This window comes from Streptomyces sp. NPDC050997 (genome assembly GCF_040660135.1).
GTDB lineage: Bacteria > Actinomycetota > Actinomycetes > Streptomycetales > Streptomycetaceae > Streptomyces.
The window spans coordinates 171,565-185,080 of record NZ_JBFAGK010000019.1; the positions used below are offsets into that span (position 1 = coordinate 171,565).

Annotated in this window: 18 protein-coding genes; 6 read left to right on the forward strand and 12 right to left on the reverse strand. The window is 68.9% G+C overall.

Annotated elements, in window-relative coordinates; genetic code table 11:
- The first annotated feature begins 78 nt into the window (after positions 1 to 78).
- The gene (locus AB0H86_RS33685; RefSeq protein ID WP_362447558.1) at positions 79 to 627 is read left to right on the forward strand and encodes a YciI family protein; all 549 of its coding nucleotides are present in this window, start codon (positions 79 to 81) and stop codon (positions 625 to 627) included.
- Positions 628 to 745: 118 nt separating this feature from the next.
- On the opposite strand, the gene AB0H86_RS33690 is transcribed toward AB0H86_RS33685, so the two are convergent.
- From AB0H86_RS33690 to AB0H86_RS33705, 4 genes are all read right to left on the reverse strand, one after another.
- Positions 746 to 1,117, reverse strand: a complete 372-nt coding sequence (locus tag AB0H86_RS33690) for a holo-ACP synthase (RefSeq protein ID WP_362447561.1) — start codon at positions 1,115 to 1,117, stop codon at positions 746 to 748.
- A 112-nt stretch (positions 1,118 to 1,229) separates the two neighbouring features.
- Entirely contained in the window at positions 1,230 to 1,691 is a 462-nt protein-coding gene (locus AB0H86_RS33695) for a hypothetical protein (protein ID WP_362447564.1), read from the reverse strand.
- A 121-nt stretch (positions 1,692 to 1,812) separates the two neighbouring features.
- Positions 1,813 to 2,175: a peptidase inhibitor family I36 protein gene (locus AB0H86_RS33700; protein ID WP_362447567.1), complete on the reverse strand. Its 363-nt coding sequence runs from the start codon at positions 2,173 to 2,175 to the stop codon at positions 1,813 to 1,815.
- A 128-nt stretch (positions 2,176 to 2,303) separates the two neighbouring features.
- The gene (locus AB0H86_RS33705; protein WP_362447570.1) at positions 2,304 to 2,720 is read right to left on the reverse strand and encodes an ATP-binding protein; all 417 of its coding nucleotides are present in this window, start codon (positions 2,718 to 2,720) and stop codon (positions 2,304 to 2,306) included.
- A gap of 231 nt (positions 2,721 to 2,951) precedes the next feature.
- Between AB0H86_RS33705 and AB0H86_RS33710 the strand changes: the two genes are divergently transcribed.
- Entirely contained in the window at positions 2,952 to 3,803 is an 852-nt protein-coding gene (locus AB0H86_RS33710) for a helix-turn-helix transcriptional regulator (RefSeq protein ID WP_362447573.1), read from the forward strand.
- Between the two features lie 7 nt (positions 3,804 to 3,810).
- A complete protein-coding gene (locus tag AB0H86_RS33715; RefSeq protein WP_362447576.1) occupies positions 3,811 to 4,017 on the forward strand; it encodes a DUF397 domain-containing protein in 207 nt (68 codons plus the stop codon).
- Positions 4,018 to 4,055: 38 nt separating this feature from the next.
- Here AB0H86_RS33715 and AB0H86_RS33720 read toward each other — a convergent pair whose 3' ends face one another.
- A complete protein-coding gene (locus AB0H86_RS33720) occupies positions 4,056 to 4,502 on the reverse strand; it encodes a DUF6086 family protein (protein WP_362447579.1) in 447 nt (148 codons plus the stop codon).
- A 182-nt stretch (positions 4,503 to 4,684) separates the two neighbouring features.
- Here AB0H86_RS33720 and coaA point away from each other — a divergent pair, with 182 nt between their 5' ends.
- A complete protein-coding gene (gene coaA / locus AB0H86_RS33725; RefSeq protein ID WP_362447581.1) occupies positions 4,685 to 5,653 on the forward strand; it encodes a type I pantothenate kinase in 969 nt (322 codons plus the stop codon).
- A gap of 16 nt (positions 5,654 to 5,669) precedes the next feature.
- Positions 5,670 to 6,605 (forward strand): DUF389 domain-containing protein, encoded by a 936-nt coding sequence (locus AB0H86_RS33730; protein ID WP_362447584.1) that lies wholly within the window; start codon positions 5,670 to 5,672, stop codon positions 6,603 to 6,605.
- Between the two features lie 137 nt (positions 6,606 to 6,742).
- Here AB0H86_RS33730 and glmM read toward each other — a convergent pair whose 3' ends face one another.
- The 4 genes from glmM to AB0H86_RS33750 all read right to left on the reverse strand — a co-directional run bounded on the left by glmM (position 6,743) and on the right by AB0H86_RS33750 (position 10,310).
- Entirely contained in the window at positions 6,743 to 8,101 is a 1,359-nt protein-coding gene (glmM, locus tag AB0H86_RS33735) for a phosphoglucosamine mutase (RefSeq protein ID WP_362447587.1), read from the reverse strand.
- 266 nt (positions 8,102 to 8,367) lie between these two features.
- Complete coding sequence (gene rpsI / locus AB0H86_RS33740) at positions 8,368 to 8,895, reverse strand: 30S ribosomal protein S9 (protein ID WP_362447590.1); 528 nt, start codon at positions 8,893 to 8,895, stop codon at positions 8,368 to 8,370.
- Positions 8,896 to 8,937: 42 nt separating this feature from the next.
- Positions 8,938 to 9,381, reverse strand: coding sequence for a 50S ribosomal protein L13 (gene rplM, locus AB0H86_RS33745; protein ID WP_362447593.1), 444 nt, complete (start codon positions 9,379 to 9,381; stop codon positions 8,938 to 8,940).
- Between the two features lie 206 nt (positions 9,382 to 9,587).
- Positions 9,588 to 10,310: a glycosyltransferase 87 family protein gene (locus AB0H86_RS33750; RefSeq protein WP_362447596.1), complete on the reverse strand. Its 723-nt coding sequence runs from the start codon at positions 10,308 to 10,310 to the stop codon at positions 9,588 to 9,590.
- 202 nt (positions 10,311 to 10,512) lie between these two features.
- Between AB0H86_RS33750 and AB0H86_RS33755 the strand changes: the two genes are divergently transcribed.
- Complete coding sequence (locus AB0H86_RS33755; protein ID WP_362447599.1) at positions 10,513 to 11,400, forward strand: hypothetical protein; 888 nt, start codon at positions 10,513 to 10,515, stop codon at positions 11,398 to 11,400.
- A 28-nt stretch (positions 11,401 to 11,428) separates the two neighbouring features.
- On the opposite strand, the gene truA is transcribed toward AB0H86_RS33755, so the two are convergent.
- From truA to AB0H86_RS33770, 3 genes are all read right to left on the reverse strand, one after another.
- Complete coding sequence (truA, locus tag AB0H86_RS33760; protein ID WP_362447602.1) at positions 11,429 to 12,286, reverse strand: tRNA pseudouridine(38-40) synthase TruA; 858 nt, start codon at positions 12,284 to 12,286, stop codon at positions 11,429 to 11,431.
- 141 nt (positions 12,287 to 12,427) lie between these two features.
- On the reverse strand, positions 12,428 to 12,934 hold the full coding sequence (rplQ, locus tag AB0H86_RS33765; protein WP_362447605.1) for a 50S ribosomal protein L17: 507 nt from the start codon (positions 12,932 to 12,934) through the stop codon (positions 12,428 to 12,430).
- 192 nt (positions 12,935 to 13,126) lie between these two features.
- Positions 13,127 to 13,516 (reverse strand): DNA-directed RNA polymerase subunit alpha C-terminal domain-containing protein (locus tag AB0H86_RS33770; protein WP_362447608.1); only part of this gene is annotated, 390 nt, incomplete at its 5' end.

A 13,516-nucleotide genomic window follows, 5' to 3' on the forward strand; every position in this document is an offset into this window, starting at 1 on the left:
TCGTCGTGTAGGGCACGTGCGGTCATCGTCGCCAAACCCTGTTGAGATGTCGCCGTACGTCGGACAGGGTCTGCGGGCATGGAGTTCTTCTGCTACCACCGCGACCGACCCGGCTCCCTCAATTTGCGCAACGAGATGGGGGAGAAGCACTGGTCCTACATGGACCAGTACGCCAAGGAGTTGATCGCTCGCGGCCCGACCTTCGCCGATGACGGCGAAACACCCACCGGCAGTGTGCACATCGTCGACCTGCCGGATCCCGCCGCCGCCCGCGCGTTCGCCTTCGACGAGCCCAACTACCAGGCCGGCGCGTACCGGGACGTCCTGCTACGCCGGTGGCGCAACCTGCTGGGGCGCACCATGTGGGATTTCCCTGGCGGCCGTACCGGTGGCAACCGGTACCTGGTGCTGGGTCTCGGCTCGGGGCAGGCCGCCGACCTCGTCGTGCCGCCCACCCGGGACGAGCTCATCGCGTACGGGCCACTGCTTTCCGACGACGGCACCACCTGGCTGGGTACGGCGGTGCTGCTCAGGGCCTCCGCCCCGGACACGGCACGCGCCGTCCTGACGCCGGACCGGTATGCCGACATAGAAGTCCATGACTGGGAGTTCGGCGGGCGCAGGTAATGAACCACGGCGGAGACCCGTCGGCGACGACGACCGCCGGACCGACGAGGACGTCCACAGGGAATGGGATCAGGCCGCGTGAGCCCTGGGCGCTACCCGGCCCTGCCCTGCCCAGACGTCACCCCTCCGCGATCACCACCGCCGAGGCCACCCCCGCGTCATGACTGAGCGACAGATGCCAGGACTGCACCCCGAGTTCCGCAGCCCGGGCCGCGACCGTCCCGGTCACCCGCAACCGCGGCTGCCCGCTGTCCTCGACGTAGACCTCGGCGTCCGTCCAGAGCAGGCCCGCCGGGGCACCCAGCGCCTTGGCGAGCGCCTCCTTCGCCGCGAACCGCACCGCGAGCGAGGCGACACCACGCCGCTCCCCGCTCGGCAACAGCAACTCGCTGTCCCGGAACAGCCGCTCCACCAGGTTGGGCGTACGCTCCAGCGACGCCCGGAACCGGTCGATCTCCGCCACGTCGATCCCGACGCCGATGATGCCCATGCCCAGCACCTTATGACGAGAACGTGAGGCCGGATCAGATGACAGGACCCGGCGGCCGGACGGGCCGGTCCGCCGGGTCCTGAATGGAAGCTGCGGTCTGGTGCCTCGCGGGTCAGCCCGCGTACACCCTGCCCTGCTTCACGACGTAGTGCGTCGGCTCGGAGCAGCCGATGGACGGCGTGATCTGCAGGCTCACGGTGAGGGGCGCGGGCTCCGTGCTCGCGGTCGAGAACTCGCAGACGGCACCACTGCCCGTGAGCGGGTACCAGAACCACCCGTCGACGTCGCCCACGGTGACCCGGTCGGACTCCTTCCAGGCGCCGCCGGTCTGGGTGTAGACCTGCAGCCGTACGGAGGCGGCGTACTCGTCCTCTGTCGACCGCAGCGCGGTCAGCGTGATCTTGTAGTCGCTGCCGAGGGTGGACGAGGCGATCTGCCGCGTCTGCGGTGCCGTGGCGGCGGCGCTGGACGCCCCGGCGGCGGCGGACCCGAGGCCGGCCGCCATCAGGAGGGTGACGGCTGCGGTCGCGGCGCGACGGGTGCGGTTGCGGTACTGGTTGCGAACCATGTTCATGCGTTCCCCCGTTGGAACGAGTTGTGCCGAAAGGTCGGTTTGGATCCTACGTTCGTAAAGACCCGTCACACGGCTCCCCGGTTGTACGGCGATTCGTGCGTCATGCGTCATGCGTCATGCGTCAGCAGAAACCGCGGGCGATGAAGCTCTCCATCTCGTCGTTCCTCCACAGCTCGGGGATCCGCTGGTGCGGCGCGACGCACCCCATGAAGCCGGTGAGGTTGTCGTTGTCGAACATCACGATGTAAAGGCCGGAGGCGTTGTCGACGCTGCTGATCTCGTTGTCGCCGTTCCACCCGTCGATGTCGTACGGCCCACCTGCGGTGACATCCACATACCGGCTGCCCTCGTAGTTACCGTCCTCCCACATGCAGACCCGTCCGGCCCCGCAGTAGCCGTCCGCCTGAGCCTGGCCGGCGAACCCGACGGTCAGCGCGGGCACGGCCGACAGGGCGACGAGCCCAGCCTTGGTCCTGGTGAGCATGGCGTTCTCCTCCCGTTGCGGCCGCCCGCCCCGTTCCCCCCGGGACCAACAGCGACCGTCCCACCACGCTCCCCCACTCCCTCCGCGCACGACACCTCAGAGATCCGAGGTTGCGCGGGGTCGCCCCTTCAAGCCGCGGCAAGTTCGCACCACACGAACTTCCCCCGATTCCCGTGCCTGGCCAGCGGATGCCACCCCCACAGGTCGGCACAGGCCCGCACCAACGCCAGCCCCCGCCCCTCCTCCGACTCGCCGTCAAGCAGCCCCAACACCCCCGGCGGCTCGGGCGGCTCCGGATCCGCGTCCCACGCCCCGATCCGCAACACCCCCGCCGCCCAGCGCACCCTGAGGGCAGCAGGCCCCTTCGTGTGACGTACGGCGTTGGAGACCAACTCCGTCGCGAGGAGTTCGGCCACATCGACCAGTCCGATCAGTCCATGCATCGTCAGGATCAGTCGGAGTGTGCGGCGACTGACGGTGACAGCTCGCGGGTCGTTCGGGATGTAGAGGGAGTACTCCCAGGGTTCGGCTTCGCTTTCGGGCATGCGTGAACTCCGTTCAGGTGGTGGGGGGGTTGGCACGGTCGACGGGCGGTGGCATTGCCGCAACCGTCATGGCAGGACGGGGCGGTGCGCTTCCGGTACCCCGGCGTTTCCGCAGCGTGTGCGTCGCATCACTGACGGTAGGGCCATAATTTGGGACTGCGCAAGCCGCTGCCGTAATCTTGCCCCCGAACGGGTCGCTGCCTCATGGCAGTTGAGAGCAAGGAGGATGCCGTGCCACGCAGGCGACAGCCCACCGCCCGACAGCAGCGCCTAGGCGCTGAGCTGCGCAAACTGCGCGAGGCCGCCGGGCTCAGCGGGCGGGATGCGGCGGCGATGCTGGGAGCGGACTCGGCTCAGGTGAGCCAGATCGAGTTCGGTACGGCGGGGGTGAGCGAAGAGCGAGTGCGACGAATCGCCGCTCACTGCTCGTGCACAGACGCCGAGTTGATCGACGCCTTGGTGGCCATGGCTACCGATCGGACACGCGGCTGGTGGGAGGAATACCGCGGCCTGCTCCCCACGTCTTTCCTGGATCTGTCCGAGCTGGAGTATCAGGCCGCCTATCGATGGGACGTGGACTTCCTTCACATCCCGGGCCTGCTGCAGACCGAGGACTACGCTCGGGCGCTCTTCTCCCGCCGGGTCCCCGAGCTCCCCGCGGACGAACTCGAATTGCGTGTCCGGCACCGGATGCAGCGGCGCGTCATCATCGAGGACGAGCCGCCGGTCCCGTACACGGCCGTGCTCCACGAGGCGGCGCTGCGCATCAAGGTCGGCGGTCGCGCCACCTCACGGCTCCAGCTCGCTCGCATCCTGGAGCAATCCGAGACGGGCCATGCCACCGTCCGCGTCATCCCCTTCGACCTGGAGGACTTCGCCGATCTCGGGAGCGCAATGGTGTACGCGGGCGGTGCAGTCCCCAGGCTCGACACCGTCGTACGCGACGCCCCTCACAGCACGGTCTTAATCGATTCCGAAGCCCAACTCGGCGTATTCCGAACGCACTTCCGTAGGGTGGAGGAGGTCTCACTCGAACCCGCACGTTCGCGCGACCTCATCCACAGGCTGGCAAAGGAGCTGTGAGACACCCATGGTGAACCCCGAGCACTGGCAGAAGTCGTCCTACTCCGGCGGCGGCGACGGCAACGCCTGCGTGGAGATCGCGAAGTTGGACGCCCACGTCGCCATCCGCGACTCAAAGACCCCGGCCAGGGCAACCCTTTCCTTCCCGCCCGCCGCCTTCACCACCTTCGTAGCCGCCCTGAAGACTCAGACACCACCCGCTTCCCAAACGTGATCGCTCGGCAACCGGAAAAACTGCCTGGGCGCACCGGCTCAGCGGGCCATCCAGCGGTCCATCTCCCGCGCCCGCGTGTCCAGCGCGGTGACGACGGCGGCTGACGCGGTCCGGGGATTGCCGGGAACCTGCACGTCACGCTGGTCGGCACCACACACATGGCCGGACCCCGGTTCGGGCATCTCCACCTCGATTCCCGCGCGCCGCGCGAGTGCGACCACCGTCGCCACGAACCCCTCGGAGAGCGCGAGGATCACGGAGTGCCCCGTCCGGCAGTGCCAGGCCACCAGGCCGTGCGCGAACTTCGCGTACACGGCCGGATCGACCTCGAGTGTGTCCGGGTCGCCCGCATACTTGCCCGGTCCGATTCCCGACGGCAGCTTGAGCTCCGCCTCGAAGACCTCGACCTGCCGCAGGAAGAGGCGGCCGGCACCGTTCGACGGGTTCCACAGCGTCTCGTCACCGATGTCGAAGTACATACTCATCGCGGATCTCCCCTGCTCAGCAGCCCGGGACAGGATAGGAGATCGGGCGGGGGGCAGGCACCGTTGAGCAGCTCGTGCCCGACCGAGACTGTCCCCGAGCCCACCGCACCGCGTGACGCACCCCACCCCCCACCCCGTTCAAACTCCGTTAACAATGGACTGTGATCTCTCCGGTCTCCCCGATGCCCCGGAGCGCCCACCGGCACAGGCCGGAGGCGACTCCCTTCGTCGACCTCACCCGAGCCGAGTGGAGCGTGCTGAGAGAAAAGACGCCGCTGCCGCTCACCGCCGAGGAGGTCGAGAAGCTGCGTGGCCTCGGCGACGTCATCGACCTCGACGAGGTGCGGGACATCTACCTCCCGCTCTCCCGGCTCCTCAACCTCTACGTCGGCGCCACGGACGGCCTCAGAGGGGCGCTGAACACCTTCCTCGGCGAGCAGGGCTCGCAGTCCGGCACCCCGTTCGTCATAGGGGTGGCCGGGTCGGTCGCCGTGGGGAAGTCCACGGTCGCCCGTCTCCTGCAGGCCCTGCTCTCCCGCTGGCCCGAGCACCCGCGCGTCGAGCTGGTCACCACGGACGGCTTCCTGCTCCCCACCCGGGAACTGGAGGCCCGCGGCATGATGTCGCGGAAGGGTTTCCCCGAGTCGTACGACCGCCGCGCGCTGACCCGTTTCGTCGCCGACATCAAGGCGGGGAAGGACGAGGTCACGGCGCCCGTCTACTCCCACCTGATCTACGACATCGTCCCGGACCGACGGCTCACGGTCCGCCGCCCCGACATCCTGATCGTCGAGGGCCTGAACGTCCTCCAGCCCGCGCTGCCCGGCAAGGACGGCCGTACCCGGGTCGGTCTCGCCGACTACTTCGACTTCAGCGTGTACGTCGACGCCCGCACCGAGGACATCGAGCGCTGGTACCTCAACCGCTTCAAGAAGCTGCGCGCGACGGCCTTCCAGGACCCGTCCTCGTACTTCCGCAAGTACACCCAGGTCTCCGAGGAGGAGGCCCTCGACTACGCCCGCACGACCTGGCGGACCATCAACCGCCCCAACCTCGTCGAGAACGTGGCCCCCACCCGCGGGCGCGCCACCCTCATCATCCGCAAGGGCCCGGACCACAAGGTGCAGCGGCTGAGCCTGCGCAAGTTGTGACCGTTACCCTGCCGCCATGCTGCACCTGCGCCTCATCACCCCCTCCGACAAGACCGACGACGTAGTCCGCCTGATCGAGACGACGGTCGGCACCACCCACCTCATCGTGCTGCCGGGCACTGCCCGCAACCCCGCCGGGGACGTGGTGATGTGCGATGTCGCCCGTGAGGCCGGTGACGAACTCCTCACCGGACTCCAGGCGTTGGGCCTCGACAGCAGCGGTTCCATCGCCGTCGAGAACATCGACCTGTCGCTGTCCGAACGGGCCGACCAGGCCGAGGAGGACGCACCCGGCGCGGGCGCGGACGCGGTCCTGTGGGAGCACCTCACCGACGCGACCCACGAGGAGTCCACCCTCTCCGTCACCTACCTGGCGTTCATCACGCTGGCCACGATGATCGCGGCCTGCGGTGTGGTGCTGGACAACGCGATCCTGATCGTGGGCGCGATGGCGGTGGGCCCGGAGTTCGGCCCACTCGCGGGTATCTGCACGGCGGCGGTCCAGCGAGCCCCACGACTGGCGCTCCGCTCACTGATCGCGCTGCTGGTGGGCTTCGCGGTGGCGATGGCGGTGACCGTGGGCTTCAGCCTCTTCATGGACGCCGTCGGCCTGTTCTCCGAGGCCCAGCTCAAGGCCGACCGCCCCAACACCGGCTTCATCTACGCCCCGGACTGGTTCTCGTTCGTCGTGGCGGTCCTCGCCGGAGCCGCCGGCACCCTCTCCCTGACGTCCGCGAAGTCCGGCGCCCTGGTCGGCGTGGCCATCTCCGTGACGACGGTCCCGGCCGCCGCCAACGCGGCCGTGGCCCTCATCTACAGCGACACCAACCAGGCCTGGCGCTCGACGGAGCAGTTGCTGCTGAACCTGCTCGGCATCCTCCTGGCCGGCACACTCACGCTACTGCTCCAGAAATGGCTCTGGTCCACCCAGCGCAAGCGCACAGCCGTCTAGAACGCCGAGTACGGCAACGCCCCCCAGGGACGCGGGGCCGCATCGATATGCGGCTCCGCCGCGCGGGCGCGACCAGCCACACCACACCCGCGGCCCGCCCCCAACAGAACCCCCCACTCCGAACCCGGCCCCGCCAACTACCCCAGCGCCGACTTCACCGCATCAGCCAGCCGCCCCGCCACGGACCCCGCCTGATCGATATCCGCGGCCTCGACCATCACCCGAACCAACGGCTCGGTCCCCGAGGGCCGCAACAGCACCCGCCCGGTCTCACCGAGCTCCCGCTCGGCGACCCCCACGGCCGCCGCAAGCTCCGCGGACGTACCGACCCGGGTCCGATCCACATCCGGCACGTTGATGAGGACCTGCGGCAGCCGCTCCATCACAGCCGCCAGCTCCCGCAGGGACCGCCCGCTCTCCGCGACCCGAGCCGCCAGCAGCAGCCCGGTCAGCGTCCCGTCCCCGGTGGTCGCGTGATCAAGAATGATCACGTGCCCGGACTGCTCCCCACCGAGCGCGTAGCCGTGCTCCTTCATCTCCTCCAGCACATACCGGTCACCGACCGCCGTCTGGATGATCTTCAGCCCCTCCCGTTCCAGGGCGAGCTTGAAGCCGAGGTTGGACATGACGGTGGCCACCACGGTGTCGGCCCGCAGCACACCCCGCTCCTTCATCGCCAGCGCGAGGACGGCCATGATCTGATCGCCGTCCACCTCCGCACCGGTGTGGTCGACGGCCAGGCATCGGTCCGCGTCCCCGTCGTGAGCGATGCCGAAATGCGCGCCGTGCTCGACGACCGCGGCCTTCAGCAGACCGAGGTGGGTGGAACCGCAGCCCTTGTTGATGTTGAGGCCGTTCGGCTCGGCACCGATCGTGACGACCTCGGCGCCGGCCCGCGTGAACGCCTCCGGCGACACCCGGGCGGCAGCGCCGTGCGCCTCGTCGAGGACGATCTTCAGCCCGTCCAAGCGGTTCGGCAGCACGCTCAGGAGGTGCGCGACGTACTTGTCGGCCCCTTCCTCGTACGACCGCACACGCCCCACGCCCGCACCCGTCGGCCGGTCCCACGGCGCCCCGGTGCGGTGCTCCGCGTAGACGGCCTCGATCCGCTCCTCCAGCTCGTCGTCGAGCTTGTGCCCGCCGCGGGAGAGGAACTTGATGCCGTTGTCGGGCATGGCGTTGTGGCTGGCGGAGAGCATGACACCGAGGTCGGCGCCGAGCTCGGCGGTGAGGAACGCGACCGCCGGGGTCGGCAGTACACCCACCAGCAGGACGTCGACGCCGGCGCTGGCGAGGCCCGCGACCACCGCGGCCTCCAGGAACTCCCCGGACGCGCGCGGGTCCCGTCCGACCACGGCGGTCGGCCGGTGACCTTCGAACGTGCCCGCCTCGGCCAGTACGTGCGCCGCGGCGACGGAGAGGCCGAGGGCCATCTCGGCCGTCAGATCCGCGTTGGCAACACCGCGCACGCCGTCCGTGCCGAAGAGTCGTCCCACTTGTCCTCCTGAGGAAGCGTCAGTGACGGAAGAAGTTCCGTTCGATGCGGCTGTTCACGGCTCCCGCATCCCAGGCATTCCATGCCTGAACATCCGATCACACAAGCCTTTGAGCCTCTTGTGCCGTTATACGCCCAAGCCTGTGATAAACGAACGCCCCGACGGCACAATGGCGTGCCGCCGGGGCGTTCGGAGTACGTGCTGAGCAGGCTCGTAACAGGGTACGTACGAGCAGGCTCGTAAGACGTACGAGCAGGCAGCGAAGCTTAGCGCTTGCTGTACTGCGGGGCCTTGCGGGCCTTCTTGAGACCGGCCTTCTTGCGCTCGACCGCACGGTCGTCACGCTTGAGGTAACCGGCCTTCTTGAGGGCGCCGCGGTTGTTGTCCACGTCGGCCTCGTTCAGCGCGCGGGCCACGCCGAGGCGCAGGGCACCGGCCTGGCCGGAGACGCCGCCACCCGAGATGCGGGCGATGACGTCGTAGCGGCCGTCGAGCTCGAGCACCTTGAAGGGCTCGTTGACTTCCTGCTGGTGGACCTTGTTCGGGAAGTAGTCCTCGAGCGTGCGCCCGTTGACCTTCCACTTGCCGGTGCCGGGCACGATACGAACGCGCGCGATGGCGTTCTTGCGACGGCCCAGGCCGGCGGCCGGCTGCGGGTCACCGAAGCGACCGGCGAGCGACTCCGAGGTGTACTCACCCTCGACGGGGACCTCGGACTCGCTGGTGTAGCTCTCGATGTCGACGTTCTCAGTCTCGGTCTCTTCGACCGGCTGCTCAACAGTGGTCTCGGCCACGATGCTCCTCAGATTCTTTTCTGTCTTAGGGGGTGGCCGGAACTACTGCGCGACCTGGGTGATCTCGAACGGCACCGGCTGCTGCGCAGCGTGCGGGTGGACGTCACCCTTGTAGACCTTCAGCTTCGAGAGCATCTGTCGGCCCAGCGTGTTCTTGGGAAGCATGCCCTTGACGGCCTTCTCGACCGCCTTCTCGGGGTTCTTGTCGAGCAGCTCGTCGTAACGGACGGAGCGCAGACCACCCGGGTAGCCGGAGTGGCGGTACGCCAGCTTCTGGGTCCGCTTGTTGCCGGACAGGTGCACCTTGTCGGCGTTGATGATGATGACGAAGTCACCGGTGTCGACGTGAGGGGCGTAGATCGGCTTGTGCTTGCCCCGCAGAAGGGACGCGGCGGTAGTGGCGAGACGACCCAGGACAATGTCCTGAGCGTCGATGACGTGCCACTGGCGCGTCACATCGCCGGGCTTGGGGCTGTACGTACGCACGGTTCGTAGCCTTCGCTTCGAGTGAATGGTCCTAGACAAGGTCACCGAAACGATCACGACAGCCTGGACCGCACTACGGCGACGCATACCGCGTACGTGGGGTCGCTGGTCATCGGCCCGGTGGACCGGTGTAAGGGCCCGTCCCGTGAGAATGAGCAAGCCAATACACAACGAACATGCAGGATACCTGCGGCGCCTGTGCCGGGTCAAAACGAGGTGTTTCGCAACGGGACAGGGCCGTCCATCAGTCTACGTCCACCCGGTCGGCCCCTCGCACCCGTCGCGGGGCGACGACGAAACCGGGCGCGGTGAGAGGCCGGGGGCGGCGGGCGCAGTGGACCGCGACGGTGGCGGTCAGGACACACAGGGTGACCGCGTCCCGGAAGGCCCGGCGGTGCACCGGTTCCAGAAAGGGCCAGGTCAGGCCCGGGATCTGCGGGGTCACAGCGAGCCAGGACCAGCGCGGCCAGGCCCCGCCACTGCCGCGCGAACAGGAACAGCAGCGCCATGGGGGCCAGCAACGGCTTCAGCGCGATCGCGGCACCGATGACGGCACCCGCGCCCGCCCATCGCCCCCGGCTCGCCGGCAGCAGGGCCGACGGCAGAGCCGGCGCGGCCGTCGCCGTCCAGTTGCCCAGCAGGACCAGATGCCCGAAGGGCGCGAAGCACACCGCCGACGCTCCCAGGCCGAGAACGGCGAGGCGGCTGCGCAGCGGCACCCGGTGCAGCCTGAGCGCGCAGGCCCAGCCGGCCACCAGGCAGCCGGTCACCGCGAGCGGCACCAGGACCCGCAGCGCGACCGGCGGCAGCAGGACCTGCGGGGCCGCCGCGAGCACCGCGCTCGGCAGATAGAGGAAGTGTGGATCGTCATACGGGGAGCCACCGGCCCACCAGGTGCGCGCGGCCCTGACGACGATCGCGTTGTCCATCCCTCCGTCCGAGGTCAGCCGGGTGTGCGAGCCGCCGTCGCGCCCAGTACAGCTACGAGCGCCACCCACAGATGCCGGCTCGCCCTTCGTACCAACCACCCGGAGATGTCGCTTTTGCGGTCGCTCATCGACCGAACGCTAGGTGTTCCAGAGCTTGTTGAGGAGGACCGGCACACCCCACACCCCGTCTAAGATGCGGCCCATGAGCTTTGGGCAGCAGCAGGGGCCCCAGTCCCAGTGGGATCCCTGGAAACCACAGTCCCAGCAGCAGCCGTGGGACAACGGCACCGACCGGACGCCCGACTGGGCGTCCCTCGCCGAGGCGTCCGAGACGCGCAACAAGCGGCGCAGGCTGCTGTTCATCGGCGGCGGCGCGCTCGCCACGATCGCGGTCGGTACGGCCGTGGCCATGGCGGTGGTCTCCGCGAACGGCAACGACGAGGCGTCGAACAAGCCGACCTCCCAGCTGCCGGTGAACGGGGACATCCCGAGCGGCTCGGGCACCGCGGCCCCGTCGTTCGAACCGACCAGCGCCCCGCCCCCGCTGGATCCGAAGGACTTCGTCGCCAGCAAGACCAAGGACACCGCGCCGCTCGGCCCGGACATCCTGTTCCCGGGCCGGCAGCTGACCATGGGCTCGACGGTGTACAAGAAGGGCCCGACGGCCGACACCAAGAGCTGCGCGGCGGCCGCCAAGGGCACCCTCGCGAAGGTCCTGAACGACAACGGCTGCACCCGCCTGATGCGCGTCACCTACACCAAGGACACCATGGCGGTGACGGTCGGCGTGGCGGTCTTCGACACCGAGGCGAAGGCGGTCGCGGCGAAGAAGCAGGCGGACGAGAAGAGCATCGTCGCCTCGCTGGCCGGAAAGGGCGTCAAGGCCTTCTGCGACGGTGCCTTCTGCCGCTCCACCACCAACGCCTACGGCCGCTACGCCTACTTCACGATCACCGGCTTCACGGACGGCAAGGACGTGACGACGAAGGACACGGCCGCCTTCTCCACCGGAGACGACCTGGCCGAGTTCACCTTCCGCCAGATCCGCCGCCGCGGCGAGGCACAGGCATCGGCCGCGGCGAACAGCTAGGACCTGTCCTGGTGCGTCGGGGGCCGGTTCAGCAGCAGCCGGCCCCGGGCAGCGACCGCTTGTTCCGCGCCTCCTTGTTCCGCGCGGCAAGCAGCTCGTCGGCCGGGTAGCCGACCTCCTCCAGCGTCAGCCCGTGCGGCCGTACGACATGCACGGCCGAATCCCGTACGCCGGCCGCGAGCACCTTCCCCGGCCAGTCGGGCCCGCGATGCCCGTCCCCCACGAACAGCAGCGCCCCGATCAGCGAGCGCACCATGTTGTGGCAGAACGCGTCGGCCCGGACGGTGGCGGTGACGATCCCGTCGGCGCCCCTGTCCAGACTCAGCTCCTGGAGCGTACGGATGGTGGTCGCGCCCTCCCGCCGCTTGCAGTAGGCGGCGAAGTCGTGCTCACCGAGAAGTTGCCCGGCCGCCTCGTTCATGGCGTCCACATCGAGCGGCCAGTCGTGCCAGAGGACGTGGCCGCGCAGCAGCGGGTCGACGCCCCCGGGGCTGTCGGTGACGCGATACGCGTATCGCCGCCAGATCGCCGAGAAGCGGGCGTTGAAGCCCGCGGGGGCCTCGGTGAGGGTCCACACCCGCACGTCCTTGGACAGCCGCCCGGCGAGCCGCTTGAGCAGCTTCTCCCGGTGCTCGGCCCACAGCTCCCCGGGCAGATCCACATGCGCCACCTGGCCACGTGCGTGCACCCCGGCGTCGGTCCGCCCGGCCACGGTGAGCTCGTACGTGGTGTCCTTCGACCTCGTCACGGTCCGCAGGGCGTCCTCGATCTCCCCCTGCACGGTCCGCCGTCCCCCGGCCTGCCTGGCCCAGCCGGAGAACTCGGCCCCGTCGTACGAGACGTCCATCCGGATACGGACATGGCCGGGCGCTGCTTCATCACTCACGTGGAGATCCTCTCAGGAACACAAGAACGGGCCCGCCCCGATAAAGGGACGGACCCGCAATCGCCCCAAAGGGGCGCGGGGAACTGCGCGACAAGCCACGACGAAGCCGCACCCGCCAACAAACAGCCCCCGGCAGAACGCTTACGCGTCCTTGGACTCCTCGGCAGCGTCCTCGGCCTCGTCGGCCTTGGTCACGTCGACCTTGGTCTCCTCCGCAGCCGGCGTCTCCGCGTCCTTGGCGGCACGCTTGGTCGCGGCCTCGGCCTCACCCGTCGCCTGCTGCGAGACGGTCAGCGCCTCGACCAGCTCGATGACAGCCATGGGCGCGTTGTCGCCACGGCGGTTACCGATCTTGGTGATGCGGGTGTAGCCACCGGGACGGTTCTCGTAGCGCGGGCCGATCTCGGTGAAGAGCGTGTGCACGATGCTCTTGTCCGTGATCACCTGGAGCACCTGACGGCGGTTGTGAAGGTCGCCCTTCTTCGCCTTGGTGACCAGACGCTCGGCGTACGGACGCAGCCTGCGCGCCTTCGCCTCGGTGGTGGTGATGCGGCCGTACTCGAACAGCGACTTCGCGAGGTTCGCGAGAAGCAGCTTCTCGTGCGCGGCACTGCCGCCCAGACGAGCACCCTTGGTGGGCTTCGGCATGGTGTTTCTCCTCAGTGTCTGCCCCGGCCGTATCAGGTACCGGAGTCAGTGTCCGAGCGGGCGATTACCCGTCGGAGATCCGGGCGCCTTTTACAAGGCCCCCGGAGGATCCGCGCCCCCGAAGGGGCGCGGGGAACTGCGCGACCAGCCACGACGGCCCCGCAGCCAAAATCCGACCGTCTCGCGGAGCGACTAGTACTGCTCGGTCTCCACAAAGCCCGCATCCGAATCGTCATCCGCGCCGAAGGCGTCAGCCGCAGCGGTCGGGTCGAATCCAGGCGGGCTGTCCTTGAGCGCCAGACCCATGCCGGCCAGCTTCGCCTTGACCTCGTCGATCGACTTCGCACCGAAGTTGCGGATGTCGAGCAGGTCCGCCTCGGAACGAGCCACGAGCTCACCCACGGAGTGGATGCCCTCACGCTTGAGGCAGTTGTACGACCGAACGGTGAGCTCCAGCTCCTCGATCGGCAGCGCCAGATCAGCGGCAAGGGCGGCGTCCGTGGGGGACGGGCCCATGTCGATGCCCTCGGCGTCGATGTTCAGCTCACGGGCCAGACCGAACAGCTCGACCAGGGTCTTGCC

Excerpts from the sequence above, each read along its gene's own strand:
- rplQ (WP_362447605.1), bottom strand. The coding sequence starts at position 12,934 with ATGCCGAAGCCCACCAAGGGTGCTCGTCTGGGCGGCAGTGCCGCGCAC.
- AB0H86_RS33720 (WP_362447579.1), bottom strand. The coding sequence starts at position 4,502 with ATGAGTATGTACTTCGACATCGGTGACGAGACGCTGTGGAACCCGTCG.
- AB0H86_RS33685 (WP_362447558.1), top strand. The coding sequence starts at position 79 with ATGGAGTTCTTCTGCTACCACCGCGACCGACCCGGCTCCCTCAATTTG.
- AB0H86_RS33750 (WP_362447596.1), bottom strand. The coding sequence starts at position 10,310 with ATGGACAACGCGATCGTCGTCAGGGCCGCGCGCACCTGGTGGGCCGGT.
- coaA (WP_362447581.1), top strand. The coding sequence starts at position 4,685 with ATGCCCCGGAGCGCCCACCGGCACAGGCCGGAGGCGACTCCCTTCGTC.
- AB0H86_RS33730 (WP_362447584.1), top strand. The coding sequence starts at position 5,670 with ATGCTGCACCTGCGCCTCATCACCCCCTCCGACAAGACCGACGACGTA.
- AB0H86_RS33695 (WP_362447564.1), bottom strand. The coding sequence starts at position 1,691 with ATGAACATGGTTCGCAACCAGTACCGCAACCGCACCCGTCGCGCCGCG.
- AB0H86_RS33755 (WP_362447599.1), top strand. The coding sequence starts at position 10,513 with ATGAGCTTTGGGCAGCAGCAGGGGCCCCAGTCCCAGTGGGATCCCTGG.
- AB0H86_RS33715 (WP_362447576.1), top strand. The coding sequence starts at position 3,811 with ATGGTGAACCCCGAGCACTGGCAGAAGTCGTCCTACTCCGGCGGCGGC.
- AB0H86_RS33690 (WP_362447561.1), bottom strand. The coding sequence starts at position 1,117 with ATGGGCATCATCGGCGTCGGGATCGACGTGGCGGAGATCGACCGGTTC.
- AB0H86_RS33700 (WP_362447567.1), bottom strand. The coding sequence starts at position 2,175 with ATGCTCACCAGGACCAAGGCTGGGCTCGTCGCCCTGTCGGCCGTGCCC.
- AB0H86_RS33705 (WP_362447570.1), bottom strand. The coding sequence starts at position 2,720 with ATGCCCGAAAGCGAAGCCGAACCCTGGGAGTACTCCCTCTACATCCCG.